The organism is Achromobacter aloeverae, assembly GCF_004121055.1.
In the GTDB taxonomy this organism is placed as follows: Bacteria; Pseudomonadota; Gammaproteobacteria; order Burkholderiales; family Burkholderiaceae_B; genus Bordetella_C; species Bordetella_C aloeverae.
On record NZ_PYAL01000001.1, the window covers coordinates 187,233 to 207,961 of the forward strand.

Below are 20,729 nucleotides of genomic sequence, written 5' to 3' on the forward strand. Positions count from 1 at the left end.
AGCCTTGAATCCGCCACAATTTGGTCTCATTCTTCTAATCTACTACAAAACATAACAAATCTATTCTGAATAGATGCTGAAACAGAGACCGGCAGCGGAACGCCGGGACGCCGGGACAGTGTCTCGGAACATTGCGTGCCGCTGCCTGGCGCGCGGCATCCAGCAGTTCCACGATGCCTATCCAAGGCGTTGCGGATCCGGCTCCGCCGGTCCGCCTGCGCCGTCCCCTAGAGGGGGCTTGCGAAGGAGGTACGGGTGGGCGCCCCTTGGCCCCGACGCGAAAGAAAACACCCCGGTGAACCTGCCCGCCCGGGGTTGGATATCATCCAATCCGGGCGGGAGGTCCACCGGGGTGTTCGTGACGCTTGCTCCTTTCGGAGCGCTTGTCCCTTCCGAAGCCAGCCGGAACGGCCGGCCGGGAGGCCGGTCGTCCTTGCCCTAGTCCTTCATCAGCGCTTGGGCTCCGCCGCGGCGCCCGAATCCTTGCGGATCTTGGCGACCTGGTCGGCGGTGACCGCCGGCGCCTTGTTGCCCCAGCTGGAACGCACGAAGGTCAGCACGTCGGCGACATCCTGGTTGGTCAGGCGGTCGTCGAAGGCGGGCATGCCGTAGTGCGTGGGCGCGGCCTTCGTCGAAGGCATCTCGCCACCGCGCAGGACGATGGAGATCAGCGACGTCGGATCGGCGGAGTTGACCGCCGAGTTCTGCGCCAGCACCGGGAACGTCTGCTCGTAGCCCTTGCCCGTCGAACGGTGGCAGGCCATGCAGTTGTCCACGAAGGTCAGCGCGCCATTGCTGCGGTCCGAACCGGAGATCAAGGCCTTGTACGCGGTGTCGTCGTAGGCCAGCGCCTTGGCGTTGGGATCGACGGGCTTGAGCGTCTTCAGGTACTTGGCGATGGCCGTCACGTCCTCGTCGCTGGCGTACTGCAGGCTATGCTCCACCACGTCGGACATGCCGCCGAAGGCCGCCGTATGGTCGTTGCGTCCGCTCTTGAGGAACGCGACGATATCGGCTTCCGTCCACTTGCCCAGGCCGTCGGTGATGTCACCGCGCAGGTTCTTGGCCAGGTAGTTGTCGATGACGCCGCCCGAGAGGAAGGCGGTATCGGTGTCCGACAGCGCTTTTTCCTGGTAGCCCATGCCGCGCGGCGTGTGGCAGGCCGAGCAGTGGCCCAGCCCTTCCACCAGGTACTTGCCGCGCAACACGGCGTCCTTGTCGGCCGAGGCCGCGGCGTCGTCGGTCGCCACGTCGGGCGCGTAGACATGGCGCCAGATCGACAGCGGCCAGCGCATGGACAAGGGCCAGGTGATGTCGGAGTCCTTGTTGGCCTGCGACACCGGTTGCACGCCGTGCATGAAGTACGCGTACAGCGCCTTGACGTCCGACGGACGGATGTTGGCGTAGTTCGGGTACGGCATGGCCGGATACAACGTGGACCCATCCTTGCCTATGCCACGGCGCAGGGCGTTATCGAAGTCCTCCAGCGTGAACTTGCCGATGCCGGTGTCCTTGTCCGGCGTGATATTGGTCGAATAGATCTTGCCCACCGGGGTATCGAAACCCAGGCCGCCGGCGAAAGGCTTGCCCTTCTCCGCAGTGTGGCAGGCGACGCAATCCCCCAGCTTGGCCAGGTAGGCGCCGCGGGCGATGAGTTGTTGATCTTCCGAAGCAGCCGCCGGGGCCGGCGCGGCGGATTGCGCCGACGACGGGCTCCAGGCCACGGTGGCGGCGGCGGAGGTAGCCAGGACCAGGGTCGCGATAGCGTAGCGATTCAGCATGTCGATTCCCCTTATCAAGCCTGCACCAGCGGACCGGGCGACTTCAGGTATTGCTCCTTGATCGCTTTCACCGCGTGGTAGGCCAGCGCGACGACGGCGCCCGTGGGGTTGTAGCCCATGTTCTGCGGGAACGCCGAGGCGCCCAGCACGAACAGGTTGGAGACATCCCAGCTCTGCAGGTACTTGTTGACCACGCTGTTCGACGGATTCGTGCCCATGATGGCGCCGCCGGTAGTGTGGGTGGATTGATAGACCCGCGTGTCGTAGTGCTGGCCCTTCTTGCGTATCGCGCGTATGACCTTTTCCGGCTTCAGGGCCTTGCCGACCTCTTCGATGCGGTCGCCCATGTAGGAAAGCATGTCGTATTCGTTGTCATGCCAATCGAAGGTCATGCGCAGCAGCGGCAGGCCGTGCGAGTCCTTGTACGTCGGATCCAGGTCCAGGTAGGCGTCGCGATACGACATCACCGAACCCGAAATACCGATGGCCATATGGCGCTGGTAGGCATCGGCGACGCCCGCCTTCCACTTGCTGCCCCAGGTCGGCGTGCCCGGCGGCGTGGGCGTCTGGCTGATGGGGCGGCCACCGTAGCGCACGTGACGGATGCTGGCGCCGCCCAGGAAGCCCAGCTTGCCGTGGTCGAACTGGTCGCCGTTCAGGTCGTCCATGCCGACGCCGCCGGCGCCCGTGCCGATGAAGGGGTTGAGCGTCGTGCCCTTGGGCAGCAGCGCGCTGATGGAACCGTTCATCTGGTACGCATAGTTCTTGCCGACCACGCCCTCGCCGGTCTTGGGGTCGTAGGGCTTGCCGATGCCCGACAGCAGCAGCAGGCGCACGTTGTGCATCTGGTAGGCCGCCGAGATCACGAGATCCGCGGGCTGCTCGGTTTCGCGGCCCTGGGCGTCCACATAGGTCACGCCGGTGGCCTTCTTCTTGTCGGAATCCAGGTTGATGCGCGTCACATAGGACAGCGGACGAACCTCGAAGTTTTCCTTCTTCAGGAGCACCGGCAGGATGGTCGTCTGCGGCGAAGCCTTCGAGTACATATAGCAGCCGAAATCTTCGCAGAAGCCGCAGAAATTACAGGGGCCCAGGCGCACGCCATAGATGTTGGTGTACGGCTGCGACGCATTGGCCGCGGGAGCGGGATACGGATGGAAGCCGACTTCCTTCGCCGCCTTCTCGAACAGTTGCGCGCCCAGCGTGTTGACCAGCGGCGGGTTCGGGTAGTCGCGCTTGCGCGCGCCTTCCAGCGGATTGCCGCCTTCGACGATCTTGCCGTTCAGGTTGCCGGCCTTGCCGGAAGTGCCCATCAGGTACTCGCCCTTGTCGAAATGTTCTTCCATTTCGTCATAGGTGACGCCGAAATCCTGGATGGTCATGTTCTCCGGGATGAACTTCTTCCCGTAACGCTCTTCGTAGTGCGAACGCAGCTTGAGTTCTTCCGGCAGCATGCGGTAGTGCATGCCGTTCCAGTGAAAGCCCGCGCCGCCCACGCCGTTGCCCAGCAGGAACGAGCCGTTCTGCCGGTAAGGCACGGCCAGGTCGTTCGGGCTGTGGCGGATGGTGACGGTCTCCTTGGCCAGTTCCTGGAACAGCTTGCCGCGCACGGCGTAGTCCAGTTCGTCGATGACCTTGGGGTATTGGGCGTCGGTCGGCGTGTCGCGCATGGCGCCACGTTCCAGCGCCACCACGTTCAGGCCTTCGCTGGTGAGTTCCTGCGCGAGGATGGACCCCGTCCAGCCGAGGCCGATGATGACGACGTCGACTTTATCTTTCTTGATTGCCATTGATTTAACCTCGGCGTCCGGAGATCGAAACAGGCCCGTAGGGGTACTTTTCACCGGGGCGCGTGGCCCAGTCGGCGAAGTCGGCACGGGCGCCAGGGAAGCCCATCAGCTTCCACCCCACCATGTCGGCATTGCCGCCGTGGATGGGGTCGGAAAGGAAGCCTTCCTTGGTGTTCTTCAGCAAATAGCCGAAAAACGTGTTGGCGGGCACCTGGTCGAACTTGACCTTGTTGTGCTCCATGTCGCTCAACACGGTTTCCTGCGTCGCATGGTCCAGATCGGCGAAGATCTTGTTGTATTGCTTCTTGCAATAGGCATCGCAGGCCGCGATGCCGAGGCGGTAGATGTCGCGCGGCGCCAGGCTCAGCTGATAGCCCATTTCCGGCGTTTGGTCCGTGTGGAAGGGCCCCTGCATGTACCACAGCTTGCCGTGGCCATAGGGCAGTTCCATCTGCTTGTCGAGGAAGACCGGCACTTGGGCGGCCACCGCGCCGGGCCCCAGATCGTCCGCGGGGATCAGGCGATCGACCGCGGCGTGGAGGAACTTCCACTCGTCCGCGGTGAAATAGCGGGGTTCGTAGGGCGCATTGCTGCCGGACGCGGCCGCCGTGGTGGACGTACCGCTGCTACAGGCCGTCTGCGTGAGCGCCGCGCCCGTCGCCAGCGTGGACGCTGGAACGATGGAAATCACCTGGCGCAAAAACTTGCGACGCGGCTCTTGATCGTCATTGGACATGGATGTCTTCGCTAGTGTCCAGGACACTGACGCGAGTCGGCAACTCGGTATCGCCTCGCATCAGGACCCTGATGATTTGAGAAAAAACGCGAGATCGCTTCCGGAACTGCACGTGGATCTATGTCCACGTCCCCACCCTGCACCGCAGCCATGCCTTGCCCAAACTGCACCCATGACAGCCCAGCAAACGGCCTGTAAAGGGTCGGCCGCTACACAAAAGCAAAACGAAAAAACGCACTACGAAGCAATCGGCAATTCAGCAATCGATCGCGTAAGAATGTTAACCGTTTTCTAACGGATGAGGAGAATTTGGACGCGGAAATTACCCTTACTTTATGCTGAGTAACGATGCGTAAGCGGCTTGTGGTCGACGAAACGCAGCCCGAACATCCGCTCCGATCACGGGGCAAACGTCTCGTCCAACGTGCGCATGCGCGAGTTGTTGATGTGCTCGCGCATCGCATCGCGCGCCTCGTCCGGCTTTTCGTTCTTGATGGCGAGGAAGATGCGCTCGTGTTCGCGCTGCACCTGGCGACCGCGGCTCGCTTCGCTGGCCAGCGCCAGGCTGCGCATGACGCGCATGTAGTCGAAGATTTGCGTGGCCAGCGATTGCAGCGCGGTGACGAACAGGTCGTTGCGACAGGCCAGCGCGATCGCTTGATGGAAGCGGAAATCCGCCTCGTTGCCGACCTGCCGATTGTCCAGCGCACGCTGCATGTCCGCCAGCGCGGACGCCATCGCGGCGAGGTCTTCGTCGTTGCGGCGCAAGGCCGCCATATAGGCGGCATCGCCCTCGATGGCGCGGCGCAGCTCCATGCAACGGACCAGTTCGGCCAGGCCGCCTATCGGCGCCAACCTGACCAGTTCGGGGCTGAGCCGGCGCCGCACATAGGACCCTGCCCCCCGTTGCGACACGACGATGCCGTCGGTTTGCAGGCGGAACAAGGCCTCGCGCACCACGGGACGGGAAACGCCGAAGGCCGCGCACAGATCGAATTCGGAAGGCAGCCGGCTGTCCTCGGGATACTTGCCTTGCGTGATCTGTTGCAGCAGCTGGTCGTAGAGCTGGTCGGCCAGGCGCGGCGGCCGCTCGGGCGTGCGCAGGCCTTCGGCTGCACGGGGCGCTTCGGCGAGGCGATCGGCGCCTTGTTGGGAGAAATCGTTGCGAGCTTTTTTCATGGTGCTTTTTTGTAGCGAGTATATCTCCCGTATCCGGCCGGCGCGGCAGCACGAAAACACCAGTTGCCTTACAACTTAACAATGATGTAATTTACCCAAAAAACATGCCCATGGAGACAACACACCCCCTCTGGCAGACGGTATAGGCGCCGTTCGTGTTACGAACGGTAGCCACATCGACTGGCGGTTTACGCTAGTTCGATGCGCCTCCGTCTTCTTGGCCCGCGCCCGCGCAATCCGCGGCGCGCGCCATGGACGGCAACGCCGCCAGCCCTCTTCCACGCCCATCAGTTTGATGCTTCATGACGCGCGGCGATCCATCGTCCGCGCGCCAGGGCCGCGAGACCCCTCGGTCGGCCCCGCAGTCCCAAGGAACCGGCGCCACGTCAGCGGCCCGGCGCTCGCCCCGGCGAGCCGCGCATGCCAATTTGCAGTGCCAATAAAAACCAAGGAGACAATCGATGTTGAACAAACTGTTGAGGGCCCGCTTGTTGCGCGCCCCTTGCCTGGCGCTGGGTCTCGGCACGCTGACCGCCCTGGCCGCCCTCGCCGTCCCCACCGCCCAGGCGCAGGTCGGCAATCCCCTGCGCATCGTGGTGCCGTTCAATCCGGGCGGCGGCTCGGACCTGTTCGCGCGGCTGGTCGCGCCGGGCCTGGGCAAGGCGCTCAATGAAAATGCCATCGTCGAGAACCGCGCCGGCGCGGGCGGCATCATCGGCACGGAAACCGTCATCCGCTCCCGGCCCGAGGACAGGATGCTGCTGGTGGCCGACTCCGCAGTCTACACCATCGTGCCCGCGCTCTATCCCAACCTGCAATACAAGCGCGCGGACCTGGTTCCCGTCGCCAACCTGGCGATGTTCGGCAATGTGCTGGTGGTGGGCGCCAACTCGCGCTTCAAGACATTCCAGGACGTGCTGGCGGCCGCGCGCAAGGCGCCCGGTACATTGACCATCGGGTCAGCCGGCACGGGCAGCATCACGCACCTGACCGCCGAGAAGCTGATGGAGGATGCCAAGATCAAGCTGGTGCATGTGCCGTACAAGGGCAGCGGCCCGGCCATCACCGATACGGCGGGCGGCCACCTCGACATGGTCTTCACCGGCCTGCCGTCGGTGCTGGAGCTGCTGCACGCCGGCAAGCTGCGCGCGCTGGCCATCGCCACGCCCGAACGCTCGCCCGACGCGCCGGACGTCCCCACCATCAGCGAATCGGGCGTGCCCGGCTTCACCTCCATGATTTCGCAAGGCCTGTTCGCGCCGCCCAATACCCCGCCCAAGACCGTCGCCGCGATGAACGCCGCCGTCGTCGCCTTCATGCGCCAGCCGGACACGCAAGCCACGCTGCGCAAGATGATGGTGGCGCCGGTCGACCAGTCGGCCGACGCCTACAAGCAATGGCTGGACAAGGAGTCCACCGACTGGGCGGCCTTGATCAAGGCCGCCAAGGTGCACGTGGAGTAAACCGTGTACGCCCATGGGCGGCGGCGGCCCCGTGCAAGCACACACCCATGGGCCGCCCGTCCCGCCGCCGGCCAACCGCCGCGTATCCGTCGTAATGCGCGGCGCCGTGCGGCCCTGCCATGACGCCACGCCAGCCCGCACGATCACCAAAAACATTCCCCCCGTCGAATCCGGAGAAGCAGTCAATGATAGATGTCTACGCCTGGCGCACCACCAATGGTTTGCGCGCCACCATCGCCATGGCCGAATGCGGCCTGCCGCATCGGGTCATTCCAATAGACGTGGGCGCCGGCGCCCATCGGTCGCCCGAATACCTGCGCGTGAATCCGGCCAGCCAGATCCCCGCCATCGTCGACCCTGACGGCCCCGGCGGCCAGCCGCTCGTGCTGGCGCAGTCCGGCGCCATCGTCCTGTATGCCTGCCAGAAATCAGGACGCCACATCCCCGCCGACCCCGCCGCCTATTTCCACGCCTTGCAATGGTGCATGCAAGCCGCCAGCGACATCGCCGGCACCAGCGCTGCCATGAACCAGGTGGAGAACGTGGCGCCGGAAAAAGTGCCCAGCACCATCGACCTGTTCCGCAAGCGCTTCCTGCGTTATTTCGGCATCGCGGAAAAACAGTTGCAAGGCCGTGACTACCTGGCCGGCGCGCCCAGCTTCGCCGACTTCATGCTCTACCCCAACTATGCCTTGCGTCGCGACGCCTTGCCGCAAGGCGATTTCCCGGCCCTGTCGGCCTGGGGCGAGCGCATGGCGGCGCGCCCCGGCGTGCAGGAAGGCATGCGCCTGCATACCCACAAAGGCTGAGGACATCCGCATGAAAATCGACAACGTCACCCTCACGCTGTTCTCCTGGGACGACATCCCGCCGACCAGCTACGCGGCGCATACAGGCAAGTTCGCCGGCACCAGCAAGCTGGGACTGCTGGCGATCCAGACCGACGACGGCATTACCGGCCACGCCTTTCTTGGGTCGGCCTACTGGCCCGCCGACATGGACGGGGCCAACATCATCAAGTACCTGAAACCCATCCTCATGGGACAGGACCCGCTGGACCGGGAACGGCTGTTCCACGCCATGTGGCGCCGCGTGCGCACATCCAATGTGCGCACCATCGGCGCCTGCGACGTCGCGCTGTGGGATATCGCGGGCAAGGCGGCCGGCCTGCCCATACACCGCCTGATCGGCGGCTTCCGCGACAAGATCAAGGCCTATGCCAGTTCGATGATCCTCGACTCGGCGCAGGAATACGCCGAAGAGGCCCTGCTGTACCAGTCGCGCAACTGGGCCGCGTACAAGATCCATCCGCCCCATCCCTGGCAGGAAGATATCCGCGTGTGCCAGGCCGTGCGCCGCGCGGTGGGCGACGACTACCTGCTGATGCTGGACGCCGCCTGGGCCTACCAGTATCCGGAAGCCGTGCGCGTGGGACGCGCCATCGAGGAACTCGATTACTACTGGTACGAAGATCCCTTGCAGGATTCCGACCTGTACAACTACGTGAAGCTGAAGCAGCAGCTGCGCATTCCCATCATGGCCACGGAGGCGCCGGCCGCCGGCCTGGATTCCTATGTGCCGTGGATCCAGCAGAGCGCCACCGACTTCCTGCGCGGCGACGTGCCGAACAAGGGAGGCATTACCAATATGCTGAAGGCGGCGCACCTGGCCGAGGCCTTTCGCATGAACTACGAAATCCATCATGGCGGCAATTCGCTGAACAACCTCGCCCAGCTGCATGTCGCGATGGCCTTGAAGAACACGGAGTACTTCGAGGTGCTGTTGCCCGGCGGCGCGCAGAAGTACGGCATGGCGGAGGATATCGAGCCCGATGCCGACGGCTATGTCCATGCGCCGCAAGCGCCGGGACTGGGCGCCAGCATCGATTTCGAGCTCATCGAACGCAAGCGCATCGCGGTGCTCTAGGCGAAGTCGCGTTCCGGACCGCGCCTTCGCTAACGCGGGAACCCGCCTCTTCGAAGCCACGAGCCGCGCGGCGGCTCGTGGCGTGGCAGTTGCCTCCCGCTATTGCAAGGCCGCCATCCCGCTGGCCTTGACCGCCTTGCCCCACTTGGCGGTTTCTTCCTGCATGAACGTGGCGAAGTCCTGGGGCGTGCTGTTGACCACTTCACCGCCCAGGTCCTCGATGCGACGCTGCATGTCGGGCGTGGCGACGATGGCCGAGACGTCCTTGTAAATACGTTGCTGCAGTTCGGGCTTCATCGACGCCGGCGCCAGCAGGCCGAACCAGGTGGCCGCCTCGAAGCCCGGCATGCCGGCCTCCGCGAAGGTCGGCACATCGGCAAGGGCCTGGACGCGCTTGCCGTTGGCCACCGCCAGCGCGCGCAGCTTGCCGGAATGGATCAGCGGCAAGGCCGACGTAATGGTCGCCAGCATCATCTGCACCTGCCCGCCCACCAGGTCCGTGAAGGCGGGCGCGTCGCCGCGATAAGGCACGTGGGTGATGGCCGAGTGGGTGGCGATCTTGAACAGCTCCCCGCTGAGATGCTGCGCCGTGCCGTTGCCCGGCGACGCGAAGTTGACGCTGGCGCCGTCCTTTTGCAGGTAGGCCAGGAACTCCGGCAGCGTCTTGGCTGGCACCGACGGATTGACCACCAGCACCAAGGGCACCTTGGTCACCAGCGTGATCGGCGCGAAATCCTTGACCGGATCGTAGTTGAGCTTGTTGTAGATATGGCCGCTGATGGTGTGCGCCGACGTCGTCATGAACAGCGTATAGCCGTCGCCCGCGGCGCGCGCCACGGTGCCCGCGCCTATGGTGGTGCCCGCGCCCGCGCGGTTCTCCACGATCACCGACTGCTTCCACGCGCCCGTCAGCTTCTCCGCGATGGCGCGCGCCACCACATCGGTGGCGCCGCCCGCCGGATACGGCACGATCATGGTGACCGGCTTGGACGGATAGGTATCGGCGTGGGCCGGCGCCAGCGGCATCAATGACGCCCCCAACAAGGTGAACGTGGCCGCCAGCAGGCCACGGCGCGAGGTGGTCGACGGCGCGCGCGCCGTCACGATGTGCCCATGATTCTGTTTCATCGAGAGGTCTCCTCTTGTTTTCGACGAAGGGTTTGTATATTCTTGATGTTCTGTAGCACAGAACATGCATTCTATTTTATAGTGTTTTCGTTTTTAGCGCGCTGTTTGTCGCACGCGCCGATCCGGAACATCCCTCCACTGGAAGAGACACCCATGTCGCAGACATCCTCCCAAGCAAAGTCCTTGCTGATCGACGGGCGTTGGACGCCCGCCGCGCAAACCTTCGCCTCCGTCAATCCCGCCACCGGCGCCGCCAACTTCGAGGTGGGCGCGGCCGACGCCGCGCAGGTGGATGCCGCCGTGGACAGCGCCTGGCGCGCGGTGCGCCAGAAGGCGTGGCGCGACATGCTGCCGCACCAGCGTGCCGCCTTGCTGCGCCGCATGGCCGACGGCATCGACGCCAATGCCGACCTGCTGGCACGCCTGCAGATGATCGAGAACGGCAAGGTCTGGAACGAATGCAAGGCCCAGGTGGCCAGCGCCGCCGCCACCTTCCGCTACTACGCGGGCGTCTGCGAAACCGTGACCAGCGAAGTCACGCCGCCGCGCGGCAACTACCTGTCGCTTACGCAATACGAACCCTATGGCGTCATCGTCGCCATCACGCCCTGGAATTCGCCCTTGACCATGGAGGCGCAGAAGATCGCGCCGGCGCTGGCCGCCGGCAACGCGGTCATCCTCAAGCCTTCCGAAGTGACGTCGTCCCCCGCGCTGGAGCTGGGCCGCATCGCGCTGGAAGCCGGGCTGCCGCCGGGCATCCTGAACGTGGTCACCGGCCTGGGCAGCGGCGCCGGCAAGCTGCTGGTCGAACATCCGGGCGTGCGCATGGTGTCCTTCACCGGCGGCACCGCCAGCGGCCGCGCCATTGCCCGCGTGGCGGCCGACAAGCTGATGCCGGTCGCGCTGGAGTTGGGCGGAAAGTCGCCGCACATCGTCTGCGCCGACGCCGATCTCGATGCGGCGGTCGAAGGCGTGATCGGCGGCATCTTCGAAGGCAGTGGCCAATCCTGCGTGGCGGGCTCGCGCCTTTACGTGCAGCGTTCGGTACAACAGGTCTTCCTGGAGAAGTTGCTGGCGCGCACGCGCGCCATACGGGTCGACCAGCCCGACGCGCAAGGCGCCGGCATGGGCCCCATCGCGTCCTTCGCCCATCGCGAGAAAATCGAATCCATGGTCGCCAGCGCCTTGAAGGACGGCGGCGAAATCCTGGTCGGCGGCAAGCGGCCGGACGAGGACCACCTGGCGCAGGGCGCGTTCTACCTGCCCACCGTAATCGGCGGCCTGAAGTCCGACGCCTACGTGGTGCGCGAGGAGATCTTCGGGCCCGTGCTGTGCGCCCTGCCCTTCGACGACGAGGACGACCTGATCGCGCAGGCCAACGACAGCGTCTACGGCCTGGCCTCGGGCATCTGGACCGCGGACTACCGCCGCGCGTGGCGGGTGGCGCGCCAACTGGAAGCGGGCAGCGTGTGGGTCAACACCTACAAGCAGCTTTCCATCTCCACGCCCTTCGGCGGCTTCAAGCAAAGCGGCATCGGGCGGGAGAAAGGCATCAGCGGCTTGCGCCTGTACCAGCAATCCAAGGGCATCTATTTCGCCATGTAGGGCGCGGCGCGGCGTCCTGCCGCGGCACATGGACACGTCCGTTGCCGCGCGGCGCCGCCCCGCTCGATACATCGATACATCGATACATCGATACATCAATACCTGAACACATCCGCACTTCAACAGTTCCACCTCAATACCGGAGACCACCTATGAGTCGTTTTACCCGCGTCGGCTTCATCGGGCTGGGCGTGATGGGCGAGCCCATCTGCCGCAACCTGGCGCAAAAATGCGGCCTGCCCGTGCTGGGTTGCGATATGAACCCGGAGCCGCTGGCCCGCCTGGCGCCGCATGGCGTGCAGGCCGCCGACGTCGCGACGCTGGCTCGCGAGTGCGACGTCATCTTCCTGTCGCTGCCGTCCGGCGAGATCGTCGAAAAGCTGGCGCGCGGCGACCAGGGCCTGCTCGCCACCTGCCGTCCGGGCCAGGTCATCGTCGACACCAGCACCTCGCCGGTGGACACCACCCGCAAGCTGTCGGCCGAGTTCGCCGAGCGCCAGGTCACCTTCATCGATGCGCCCGTGGCGCGTACGCGCGCCGCCGCCGAAGCCGGCACCCTGTCGGTCATGGTGGGCGCGACCCCCGAGGTCTTCGAAGAGGTCCGGCCGCTGATCGCGACCTTCGCCAATGAAATCACCCTGTGCGGCGGCGTCGGCAGCGGCCAGGTCGTCAAGATCCTCAACAACATGGTGCTGTTCGAAACCGTCACCGCGCTTGCCGAAGCGCGCGGCATCGCGCGCCGTTCGGGCGTCGATCCCAAGGTGATACTCGAAACGTTCACGCTCGGTTCGGCGGACAGTTTCGCGTTGCGCAACCATGGCTTAAAGGCTATTCTGCCGGGTGAATTTCCCGAGAAAGCGTTCCCGGTGAGCTACGCGCGCAAGGACTTGAACTACGCGCTGCGGCTGGCCGAACAGACCGGCATCCCGGCGCACGGTGCCCGCAACGTGGACCTATGGTTCGAAGCGGCCCTGGCGCGCGGCCTGGGCGACCGGTACTGGCCCGTCATCAGCCGCGTGATCGATGACGAGGATGGCGGCGCCCCCGTGAACGCCGCCTCGGGCCACCAGCCCTGACATCGCCCATCCGCCCCATGAGCCGTACCGCACCCCAGGAGAACGCCGATGGCGTCGCCGCCGTCGAGCGTGCCCTGTCCATCGTCGATGCCATCGCCCAACGCACCGAACCCATCAGTCTCGCCGACCTGTCGCGCGCGACCGGGTTCTATAAAAGCACCCTGCTGCGGCTGATCGCGTCACTGGAAAAAGCCAACCTGGTGGTGCGGCGCACGGATGGGCGTTATGCGTTGGGACTCTATGCCCACCAACTGGGACGCGCCTACGAAGCCACCTACCGCCTGGCCGAGACCGTGCAGCCCCTGCTGCAGGGTCTCGTCGACCAGGGCACGGAAAGCGCGTCCTTCCATGCGTATCACGACCCGCAGTCGCGCATCTGCCTGCTGCGCGTCGATTCCCATCATCCGACGCTGGACCGCATCCGGCCAGGCGACCTGCTGCCGCTGAACCGGGGCGCCGCGGGCAAGCTGATCACCGCGTATTTCGTCCGCGGCGAGAGCGCGGAAACCGCCGGCCTGCTGCTCACCTCCATGGGCGAACGCGATCCCAGCTGCGCGGCCGTCGCCAGTCCGGTATTCGGCCCGGACGATGAAATCCGCGGTGTCATCTCCCTGTCGGGCCCGAAGGAACGCTATACGCCGGCCTCGATCAAGAAGATGTCCAAGCTGCTGCTCGAAAGCGCGGCACGCGCCACCCAGGCCCTGGGCGGACGCTGGCCGGGCTGAAGACCTCGTCCTGCGGTCAGACGCACGCCGCCTCCCCTCCGCCTGGCCGCCAGTTCGCGGCCACCGGCGCCCGCCCCTACGCCCCCGCCTCCCATATATCCCGCTCCGGGATGGCCTGACGCGCCGCGTTGCGACGGCGTCCCCTGTCGGCCGGACGCCGCATATTGCGTCGCACAATAAGTGTTACGAGACTATCGTTCTTATAACCTGTATAGTCATTCCAAAATTTATATACCGCATATCCAATATTTAGGACGTGCGGCAAACACGAGACGACCCATCCCCAATGGCCGGACGCGATACGCGACCGGTACATCCCAGCCTGCCGTCCCCCCACGGCCTATCGACATGCAGCAGCTATCCGCCTTGCGTCCCGCCCTCCCGATACTCCTGGGGGCGGCGGTTATGCTCAGCCTTTCCATGGGCATGCGCCAGAGCCTGGGTATATTCGTGCCACCGCTGACGCACGATCTCGGCATCTCCGTCAGCGACTTCACCATCGCCATTTCCGTACAGAATCTTGCCTGGGGCATGCTGCAACCCATCGCCGGCGCCCTGGTGCCGCGCGTCGGCTTCCGGCCGCTGCTGCTTACCGGCTCCCTGCTGTTCCTGCTGGGACTGGTGCTGATGGCCTGCGCGCATGGCTTGCCGCTGGTCATCCTGGGCGCCGGCGTGTGCATCGGCGCCGCCCTGGCCGCGACGGGCAGCAGCATGGCAATGGCTGTCTCCGTGCGTCCCGTGTCGGTGGCGCAGCGCAGCCTGGTGCTGGGCCTGGTGTCGTCCTTCGGATCGCTGGGCGCCATGATCGCGGCGCCGCTGGGCCAGCAGATCATGCAGCACTGGCACTGGCGTATCGGCACGCTGTCCTTCGTCGTGCTGGCCGTTGTCATGGTGCCGGCCGCGTGGTTCGCCGGCCGTGTCGATCGGCTGCCGCGTCCCGCGGCGCCGCGCGCGTCCAACGGCCTGGAACTGACGGCGCGGCAGGTACTGGGCAAGGCCTTGCGCAACGGACCTTTCGTGATCATGGCATTGGCGTACTTCGTGTGCGGCATGCAGTTGGTCTTCCTGACGACGCACCTGCCCACCTATCTCGATATCTGCGGTATGGATCCCATGCTATCGGCCAAGGCGCTGGCCATGATAGGCGGGTTCAACGCCCTGGGCAGCCTGTTCTTCGGCTGGGCCGGCGGCCGCTGGAACAAGCAGGCCCTGCTGGGAATAATCTATATCCTGCGTTCCGGGACGCTGATCTGGTACTTCCATCACCTGCCTACCCCCGAGACCACCCTGGTCTTCGCGGCCATCATGGGTTTCCTGTGGCTGGGCGTGGTGCCGCTGGTCTCGGGCTGGATCGCGGAAACCTTCGGCTTGCGCTGGCAGGCCATGCTGATCGGGGTGGCGTTCTGCAGCCACCAGCTGGGCAGCTTCATGGGCGCGATGGGCGGCGGTTATGTCTACGACATGCTGCACAACTACGACCTGGCCTGGCAGATAGGCGCCAGCATCGGCCTGGCCGCCGGCCTGGTGCAGCTCGGCACCGTGGCCTTGTGGCCGCGCCCGCGCGTGCCGGCCTGATCAGCGGGCGAGCAGCGGGCGAGCAGCCGACGAGCAGCGGGAAATCGACGGTCGAGCGACAGTCAATCGACGATCAATCGACGATCAATCGACGATCAATCGACGATCAATCGACGATCAATTGGCTGTCAATCGGCGGTCATCCAGGCCGCGCCCGGCTCGCGGGTGCGGGTGGCGGTGACCAGCGGATCGTGCAGCAGGACATCGGCGAATTGCCGCGCAAGCCCCGCGGCAGGCGCATCCTGGCGCGTCACCAGGTGCAGGCCCCGCAGGGCCCACGCGTCGAGCAGTGAAATGCCCACCATCGTGCCCGCGCGCAGGTCCGGCTCCGCCACGCTGGTCGGCACCAGCGCCAATCCGACGCCCGCGCGCACCAGGTAAAGGACGGACGCGAAATCGTGCGCATGCACGCGCACGTTCAGGGCCTTGCCGCTCTTCGCCGCCTGCGTTTCCAGGAAGTGGAAATTACTGCTGGCGCGGTCCATGCAGACGAAGCCATGCGACAAGGCGTCGGCGAAGGCGATGCGGCTGCGCGCGGCCAGCGGATGGTCCGGAGGCGCGGCGCAGACCAGGCGATCGATCGCATAAAGTTCGCAGTGCAGCTCGGCATCCTGCGCCCGCCCGGCGAATATGCCGATATCGGCGTCCCCGCGCCGGATGGCGCCCGCTATCGATTCGCTGTCGGCTTCCTGCAAGTCGACGTCGATGTGGGAGTTGGCCGTCAGGAACCGCGCCAGGCTGGGGATGATGAAGCCATTGAGCGAACTGCTGTTGGCCAGCAGGCGTATCCGCCCCTTCAGGTTGCGCGCGTAGGCGCCGACTTCCTGCTGCATGGCCTGCAAATTGGCCAGCAGCACGTCGGCGTGGCGCGCCAGGGCCTCGCCGGCCGGGGTCAGCGTCATGCCCTTGGCGGAACGCACGAAGAGCGGGCTGCCGGCGGTGTACTCCAGGTTTTTAAGCCGATAGCTGGCCGACGGCGCGGTCATGTGCATGGCCGCCGCGCCAGCGGAAAGATTGCCCGCTTGCACGATGGCCTTGAACAGGCGCAGATCCTTCAATTCATAGGACATCCCGGGACTCCCGCGACAACAGACACGGCGGCCCCGGTCTCCGGTCAACCGCCCTTGGCACGCGCTTTTTCTTCCAGGAAGGCCCGCATGTAGCGGCCGGGCTCCCCGGTGCCGAATGCCGCGCCGAACTCCAGCACCCCGTTGCGGATGGAGACATCCAGGGGCTCGTCCTCCCACTCGCGCAGCAATCGCTTTTGCTGGGCCAGCACGCGCGGGCCCAGTCCGGCCAGCATACCCGCAATACGGTCCACTTCCGCGTCGAGCGCTTCGGTCGGCACCACCCGGTCCAGCAGCCCCCAGGAGAGCGCTGTCTGGGCATCCGCCACCTCGCCGGTCAACAGCATCCAGTTGGCCCGCGCCTTGCCGACCAGGCGCGGCAGCAGCGCCGCATGGATGATGGAAGGCACGCCCACCTTGACCTCCGGCATGCCCATGTGGGCCTGCTCGGACGCGATGCGCAGATCGCAAGCCAGCGCGAGCTCCATGCCGCCGCCCAGGCACCAGCCCGGGATGCGGGCGATCACGGGCATGGACAGCAAGCGCACGCCGTCGCACAGCTGGCGCAGGCGGTCGATGTAGCCGATGGCGCCGGCATGGTCGAAGTGCGCCATTTCCTTGATGTCGGATCCGGCGACGAAGGCTTTTTCCTGATGCGCCCGCAACACCACCACGCGCACGTCGTCGCGCCCGGCCAGGTAATCGAGCGCCTCGATCAGGCCCTCCACGACACGGGCGCTGAGGATGTTCAGCTTGCCCGCGTCGCGGATTTCCAGCGTGGCCACGCCTTGCGCGGAAATCGCCAGTCCGGCGTGGGGATGGGTGAAATCGTTTTGGCTCATGGTCCGCTCACAGTTTCTCGAAGCCGATATCGTTCACCACCTTCTGCCATACCTCATAGGAATGCGCGATCACGGCGGCGAACTGCTCGCGCGAGGTGTAGTCCGGCACGGCGCCCTGCTGCTCGATGGCCGCGATTACCGCGGGTTCGCTCAGCACCTGCTTGATGGCCCCGTTCAGCTTGTCGAGGATGGGCGCCGGCGTGCCCTTGGGCGCGGCCAGGCCGAACCAGCTGGGGGTGTTCAGCTGCGGATAGCCCAGCTCTGCATAGGTCGGCACGTCCGGCAGGCTCTTCACCCGCTGCGGCGAGGCCACGGCCAGCGCGCGCAGCTTGCCGGAAGCCAGGAAACCGGCCGACGACGGCAGATTGTCGAACACCACTTCCACCTGGCCCGCCATCAGGTCGACCAGGGCCGGCCCCAGGCCCTTGTACGGCACGTGCAGCATCTTGGTGCCGGTGCTGCTGAGGAAGCGTTCGCCGAACAGGTGGCTGTAGCCGCCGCTGCCGGACGACCCGAAGGCGTAGCGGCCCGGCTTGGCCTTGAGCGCGTCCACCAGGTCCTTGAAGGTCTTCAGATTCGAATCGCCACGCACGTCCAGCACGCCCATCACGTTGGCCAGGTTGCTGATGGGGGCGAAGTCCTTCACGGGATCGTAGCTGGACTTCTCGTGCACGGCGGGATTCACCGCGTGCGAACTTTCCACCGCCATCACCAGGGTATAGCCGTCGGCAGGCTCGCGCGCGGCGAAGGCGCTGCCCAGCGCACCGCCCGCGCCCGGCTTGTTCACGACCACGACGGTCTGCCCCAGGACTTCCCCCAGCTTGGGCGCGACGATGCGGGCCATCAGGTCGGTGGTGCCGCCGGGCGCGTAAGGCACGATCAATTGCAGGCTGTGATCGGGATAGGCGGCCAGGGCCGGCGAGGCCGCGCAAGCAAGGCCCAGGGTGAAAGCCAGCGCGCCCAGGGCGTGACGGAACGTGGGGGTCATGGGTGTCTCCGGATGGTTGTTGTGTGGGTTGAAACGGTGTATCGAATCGGTGTAGGGCAAGGCTAGGTGTCGGCCAGGCGTCGCAGCACGGCTTCGGTGTGCTCGCCCATCAGCGGCGGCGCGCGCAGGGGCGCGGCGGGCTCGCCCGCCAGCATGGGATTGCGCACCAGCGGAATCGCGCCGAAACGCGGATGGTTCGCGTAGCGCAGCATGCCGCGATGGCGCACCTGTTCATCGGCGAACACTTCTTCCAGCGTATTCACCGGTCCCCAGGCGATGCCCGCCGCTTCAAGCTGGGTCGTCCAATGCGCGCGTTCGCGCTGGACCAGGATGTCGGCCAGGATAGGCCGCAAGGCCGCCAGGTTCTCGACGCGGCCCTTGTTGCTGGCGAAACGGGCGTCGACCGCCAGGTCCGGCCGACCGCACAAAGCGCACAGGCGGACGAACTGCTCGTCATTGCCCACCGCCAGGATGAAATGCCCGTCGCTGGCGCGGAACACCTCGTAGGGCGCGAGATTGGGATGGGCGTTGCCGGTACGGCCCGGGCTCTGTCCGGAGACCAGGTAATTGGCCCCCTGGTTGGCGTTGATGGCCACCGCCACGTCCAGCAGCGCGATGTCCAGGTGCCCGCCCTCGCCGGTGCGGCCCCGGCGCAGCAGCGCCGCCAGGATGGCGGACGTCGCATACATGCCGGTGGCGATGTCCACCACCGGCATGCCGGCGCGCAAGGGACCTGCCCCAGGTTCGCCGTCGGCGCGGCCCGTGTAGCCCATGAGTCCGCCCATGCCCTGGAAAATGTAGTCGTAGCCCGGACGCGAGGCCTTAGGGCCATCCTGGCCGTAGCCGGTGATGGAAACGTAGATCAGGCCGGGATGCAGCGCCTTCAGGCTGGCGTAGTCCAGGCCGTAGCGCTTGAGCGTGCCTGCCTTGTAGTTCTCCACCAGGACGTCGGTGTCGCGCAGCAGGGCCAGCAGCGTCGTACGGTCCGCCGGCGCGCCGAAGTCCAGGCAGATCGATTGCTTGTTGCGATTGCAGCAGGTGAAGTAGGCGGAGAAGGAAGCCTCGCCATCTTCCGAGCGCAGGTAGGGCGGCCCCCACTTGCGCGTGTCATCGCCCTGTCCGGGCCGTTCGACCTTGATCACCTCCGCGCCCAGGTCCGCCAGGTTCTGCGTGCACCAGGGTCCGGCCAGGATACGGGAAAGATCCAATACCCGGACATTGTCCAACACCTTGCTCAGCACGTCGTCTCCTCGCCTGCCTGAATATCATGCGGGAGAGTCTAGAAAGACGCGCCGGCAGCGTCCATTTCAAATCTTCTAAGCCGGCGTTCAAGGCGCTCTAAACAGCGCTGACCGGGGCGTCGACCGGGAGCCAGGCATCGCCGCGGTCAGGCCGTGGCCAGCAGGTCCTCCACCGCCATGCCGATGGACAGGATGCGGCGGTCGGTGTCGCGGGCCCCGGCGATCATCAGGCCGACCGGGGCCGTGCCGGGTTCATGGCAAGGCAGCGACAACGCGCAGCCGTCGAGAAAGTTGATCAGCACCGGATTGCGCAGGATGGCGCCGTTGGTCGCGTAGTAGGCGTCGTCGCTGGCGCTGAGCGGCGCGATGGCCGGCGCGACGATGGGCACCGTGGGCAGCACCAGCGCGTCGTAACCGGCTATGCGTTCCTGCACGGCCGCGATCCAGGCCTGGCGCGCGGCCAGCAGGTCGATGTAGTCGGCCGCCATCATTTCCTGGCCCCGGCGTATGCGCGAGATCACGCGTGGATCGTAGCGGTCGCCCGCGCGGCCCATGAGATCGCGGTGCCAGGCGTAGGCTTCGGCCGCCGGGAAGCCGCCCTTGGCATTGATGGCAGCCAGCTGCGCGAAGGCCGGGATGGCGATCTCCTCGACCAGCGCGCCGGCCGCCGACAGGCGGCGCAAGGCGTTGGAGAATGCCGCCGAGACGGCGTCGTCCAGGCCGTCCAGCGCCACGGTGGCAGGCACCGCCAGGCGGAGCCCGCGCAGTTCGGCGGGCCGCGCAACGGCGGCGTTGTCGCCAGCCATGATGGCGTCCAGGGTGGCGCAGCAGCGCACCGACGGCGCCAGCGGTCCGATGGAGTCGAGCGTGCGCGACAAGGGCTGCACCCCTTGCGTCGGTACCCGATGCGCGGTCGGCTTGAAACCGGCCAGGCCGCAAAGCGCGGCAGGAATGCGCACGGACCCGCCCGTGTCCGAGCCGATGCCGGCGTATGCCATGCCGTCGGTCACGGAGATGGCGGCGCCGGAGGAAGATCCGCCGGGAATGCGGCCGGTGGCGCGATCCCAGGGATTGCGCGGCGTGCCGTAATGCGGATTGATGCCCAGTCCCGAAAACGCGAACTCGGTCATGTTGGTGCGGCCGACGATGACCGCTCCGGCGGCCAGCAGGCGTTGTATCGCCGGTGCGGTGACGGTGGCGGCGGGCTCGCCGACGCAGGCCACCGAGCCGCCAGTGGTGGTTTCGCCCGCGACGTCGAACAGGTCCTTGATGGAGACCGGCAGGCCATCGATGGCCGAGCGCGCCAGGCCGGCGGCGCGCAAGGTGTCCGCGGCCCGGGCCGCGGCGCGCGCCTGGTCCGGATAACGCCGTGTGAACACCCGCGCCCCTTCCCCGGCGGGGTCGGCGGCGCGCGCCAGCGCCGTCTCGGCCAGGTTCGCCGCACTGGTCTCGCCCTGGCGCAGTTGCGCCGCTGCCTGTTCTAGCGTGGGATACTTCATATGGCTGGTCTACCTTGCAGGGATGGCCGTTATCGTTGCCGCGGTGCATCACGGCCGCGGCATGCGGTGCGACATGGGCGCGGCACGGGTGCCTTCACGACGTCGTGA

At 66.1% G+C, this 20,729-nt stretch carries 17 protein-coding genes; 7 read left to right on the forward strand and 10 right to left on the reverse strand.

The genetic code is table 11. From position 1 onward, the window contains the following. Positions 1-449 precede the first annotated feature (449 nt). The 4 genes from C7R54_RS00875 to C7R54_RS00890 form a co-directional block, all read right to left on the reverse strand. The gene (locus C7R54_RS00875; RefSeq protein ID WP_129148313.1) at positions 450-1,781 is read right to left on the reverse strand and encodes a cytochrome c; all 1,332 of its coding nucleotides are present in this window, start codon (positions 1,779-1,781) and stop codon (positions 450-452) included. 14 nt (positions 1,782-1,795) lie between these two features. Then, the gene (locus C7R54_RS00880) at positions 1,796-3,571 is read right to left on the reverse strand and encodes a GMC family oxidoreductase (protein WP_129148314.1); all 1,776 of its coding nucleotides are present in this window, start codon (positions 3,569-3,571) and stop codon (positions 1,796-1,798) included. 4 nt (positions 3,572-3,575) lie between these two features. After that, the gene (locus tag C7R54_RS00885; protein WP_129148315.1) at positions 3,576-4,307 is read right to left on the reverse strand and encodes a gluconate 2-dehydrogenase subunit 3 family protein; all 732 of its coding nucleotides are present in this window, start codon (positions 4,305-4,307) and stop codon (positions 3,576-3,578) included. A 399-nt stretch (positions 4,308-4,706) separates the two neighbouring features. Further along, positions 4,707-5,486, reverse strand: coding sequence for a FadR/GntR family transcriptional regulator (locus C7R54_RS00890; protein WP_129148316.1), 780 nt, complete (start codon positions 5,484-5,486; stop codon positions 4,707-4,709). A 461-nt stretch (positions 5,487-5,947) separates the two neighbouring features. On the opposite strand from C7R54_RS00890, the gene C7R54_RS00895 reads away from it, so the two are divergent. From C7R54_RS00895 to C7R54_RS00905, 3 genes are all read left to right on the forward strand, one after another. Further along, entirely contained in the window at positions 5,948-6,949 is a 1,002-nt protein-coding gene (locus C7R54_RS00895) for a Bug family tripartite tricarboxylate transporter substrate binding protein (protein WP_129148317.1), read from the forward strand. Positions 6,950-7,134: 185 nt separating this feature from the next. Further along, a complete protein-coding gene (locus C7R54_RS00900) occupies positions 7,135-7,758 on the forward strand; it encodes a glutathione S-transferase family protein (RefSeq protein WP_192903565.1) in 624 nt (207 codons plus the stop codon). Between the two features lie 10 nt (positions 7,759-7,768). Then, complete coding sequence (locus tag C7R54_RS00905) at positions 7,769-8,875, forward strand: enolase C-terminal domain-like protein (RefSeq protein ID WP_129148319.1); 1,107 nt, start codon at positions 7,769-7,771, stop codon at positions 8,873-8,875. A 99-nt stretch (positions 8,876-8,974) separates the two neighbouring features. Here the strand turns inward: C7R54_RS00905 and C7R54_RS00910 are convergent, their stop codons facing one another. Next, complete coding sequence (locus C7R54_RS00910) at positions 8,975-10,003, reverse strand: Bug family tripartite tricarboxylate transporter substrate binding protein (RefSeq protein WP_240039335.1); 1,029 nt, start codon at positions 10,001-10,003, stop codon at positions 8,975-8,977. Positions 10,004-10,156: 153 nt separating this feature from the next. Here C7R54_RS00910 and C7R54_RS00915 point away from each other — a divergent pair, with 153 nt between their 5' ends. The 4 genes from C7R54_RS00915 to C7R54_RS00930 all read left to right on the forward strand — a co-directional run bounded on the left by C7R54_RS00915 (position 10,157) and on the right by C7R54_RS00930 (position 14,984). After that, the gene (locus C7R54_RS00915; protein WP_129148320.1) at positions 10,157-11,608 is read left to right on the forward strand and encodes an aldehyde dehydrogenase; all 1,452 of its coding nucleotides are present in this window, start codon (positions 10,157-10,159) and stop codon (positions 11,606-11,608) included. A 152-nt stretch (positions 11,609-11,760) separates the two neighbouring features. Beyond that, on the forward strand, positions 11,761-12,684 hold the full coding sequence (locus C7R54_RS00920; protein WP_129148321.1) for an NAD(P)-dependent oxidoreductase: 924 nt from the start codon (positions 11,761-11,763) through the stop codon (positions 12,682-12,684). Positions 12,685-12,701: 17 nt separating this feature from the next. Then, complete coding sequence (locus tag C7R54_RS00925; RefSeq protein ID WP_129148322.1) at positions 12,702-13,409, forward strand: IclR family transcriptional regulator; 708 nt, start codon at positions 12,702-12,704, stop codon at positions 13,407-13,409. 405 nt (positions 13,410-13,814) lie between these two features. Continuing rightward, on the forward strand, positions 13,815-14,984 hold the full coding sequence (locus C7R54_RS00930; RefSeq protein ID WP_129148323.1) for an MFS transporter: 1,170 nt from the start codon (positions 13,815-13,817) through the stop codon (positions 14,982-14,984). Between the two features lie 128 nt (positions 14,985-15,112). Here the strand turns inward: C7R54_RS00930 and C7R54_RS00935 are convergent, their stop codons facing one another. From C7R54_RS00935 to C7R54_RS00955, 5 genes are all read right to left on the reverse strand, one after another. Next, positions 15,113-16,054, reverse strand: coding sequence for a LysR family transcriptional regulator (locus C7R54_RS00935; RefSeq protein ID WP_129148324.1), 942 nt, complete (start codon positions 16,052-16,054; stop codon positions 15,113-15,115). A gap of 44 nt (positions 16,055-16,098) precedes the next feature. Further along, entirely contained in the window at positions 16,099-16,893 is a 795-nt protein-coding gene (locus C7R54_RS00940) for an enoyl-CoA hydratase (protein ID WP_129148325.1), read from the reverse strand. 7 nt (positions 16,894-16,900) lie between these two features. Continuing rightward, on the reverse strand, positions 16,901-17,881 hold the full coding sequence (locus C7R54_RS00945; RefSeq protein WP_129148326.1) for a Bug family tripartite tricarboxylate transporter substrate binding protein: 981 nt from the start codon (positions 17,879-17,881) through the stop codon (positions 16,901-16,903). 62 nt (positions 17,882-17,943) lie between these two features. After that, the gene (locus tag C7R54_RS00950; protein WP_129148327.1) at positions 17,944-19,122 is read right to left on the reverse strand and encodes a CaiB/BaiF CoA transferase family protein; all 1,179 of its coding nucleotides are present in this window, start codon (positions 19,120-19,122) and stop codon (positions 17,944-17,946) included. Positions 19,123-19,268: 146 nt separating this feature from the next. Next, positions 19,269-20,621 (reverse strand): amidase, encoded by a 1,353-nt coding sequence (locus C7R54_RS00955; protein WP_129148328.1) that lies wholly within the window; start codon positions 20,619-20,621, stop codon positions 19,269-19,271. Positions 20,622-20,729: the final 108 nt, after the last annotated feature.

Coding starts and splice junctions, on each gene's coding strand:
- C7R54_RS00875 (WP_129148313.1), bottom strand. CDS start 1,781: ATGCTGAATCGCTACGCTATCGCGACCCTGGTCCTGGCTACCTCCGCC.
- C7R54_RS00880 (WP_129148314.1), bottom strand. CDS start 3,571: ATGGCAATCAAGAAAGATAAAGTCGACGTCGTCATCATCGGCCTCGGC.
- C7R54_RS00885 (WP_129148315.1), bottom strand. CDS start 4,307: ATGTCCAATGACGATCAAGAGCCGCGTCGCAAGTTTTTGCGCCAGGTG.
- C7R54_RS00890 (WP_129148316.1), bottom strand. CDS start 5,486: ATGAAAAAAGCTCGCAACGATTTCTCCCAACAAGGCGCCGATCGCCTC.
- C7R54_RS00895 (WP_129148317.1), top strand. CDS start 5,948: ATGTTGAACAAACTGTTGAGGGCCCGCTTGTTGCGCGCCCCTTGCCTG.
- C7R54_RS00900 (WP_192903565.1), top strand. CDS start 7,135: ATGATAGATGTCTACGCCTGGCGCACCACCAATGGTTTGCGCGCCACC.
- C7R54_RS00905 (WP_129148319.1), top strand. CDS start 7,769: ATGAAAATCGACAACGTCACCCTCACGCTGTTCTCCTGGGACGACATC.
- C7R54_RS00910 (WP_240039335.1), bottom strand. CDS start 10,003: ATGAAACAGAATCATGGGCACATCGTGACGGCGCGCGCGCCGTCGACC.
- C7R54_RS00915 (WP_129148320.1), top strand. CDS start 10,157: ATGTCGCAGACATCCTCCCAAGCAAAGTCCTTGCTGATCGACGGGCGT.
- C7R54_RS00920 (WP_129148321.1), top strand. CDS start 11,761: ATGAGTCGTTTTACCCGCGTCGGCTTCATCGGGCTGGGCGTGATGGGC.
- C7R54_RS00925 (WP_129148322.1), top strand. CDS start 12,702: ATGAGCCGTACCGCACCCCAGGAGAACGCCGATGGCGTCGCCGCCGTC.
- C7R54_RS00930 (WP_129148323.1), top strand. CDS start 13,815: ATGCTCAGCCTTTCCATGGGCATGCGCCAGAGCCTGGGTATATTCGTG.
- C7R54_RS00935 (WP_129148324.1), bottom strand. CDS start 16,054: ATGTCCTATGAATTGAAGGATCTGCGCCTGTTCAAGGCCATCGTGCAA.
- C7R54_RS00940 (WP_129148325.1), bottom strand. CDS start 16,893: ATGAGCCAAAACGATTTCACCCATCCCCACGCCGGACTGGCGATTTCC.
- C7R54_RS00945 (WP_129148326.1), bottom strand. CDS start 17,881: ATGACCCCCACGTTCCGTCACGCCCTGGGCGCGCTGGCTTTCACCCTG.
- C7R54_RS00955 (WP_129148328.1), bottom strand. CDS start 20,621: ATGAAGTATCCCACGCTAGAACAGGCAGCGGCGCAACTGCGCCAGGGC.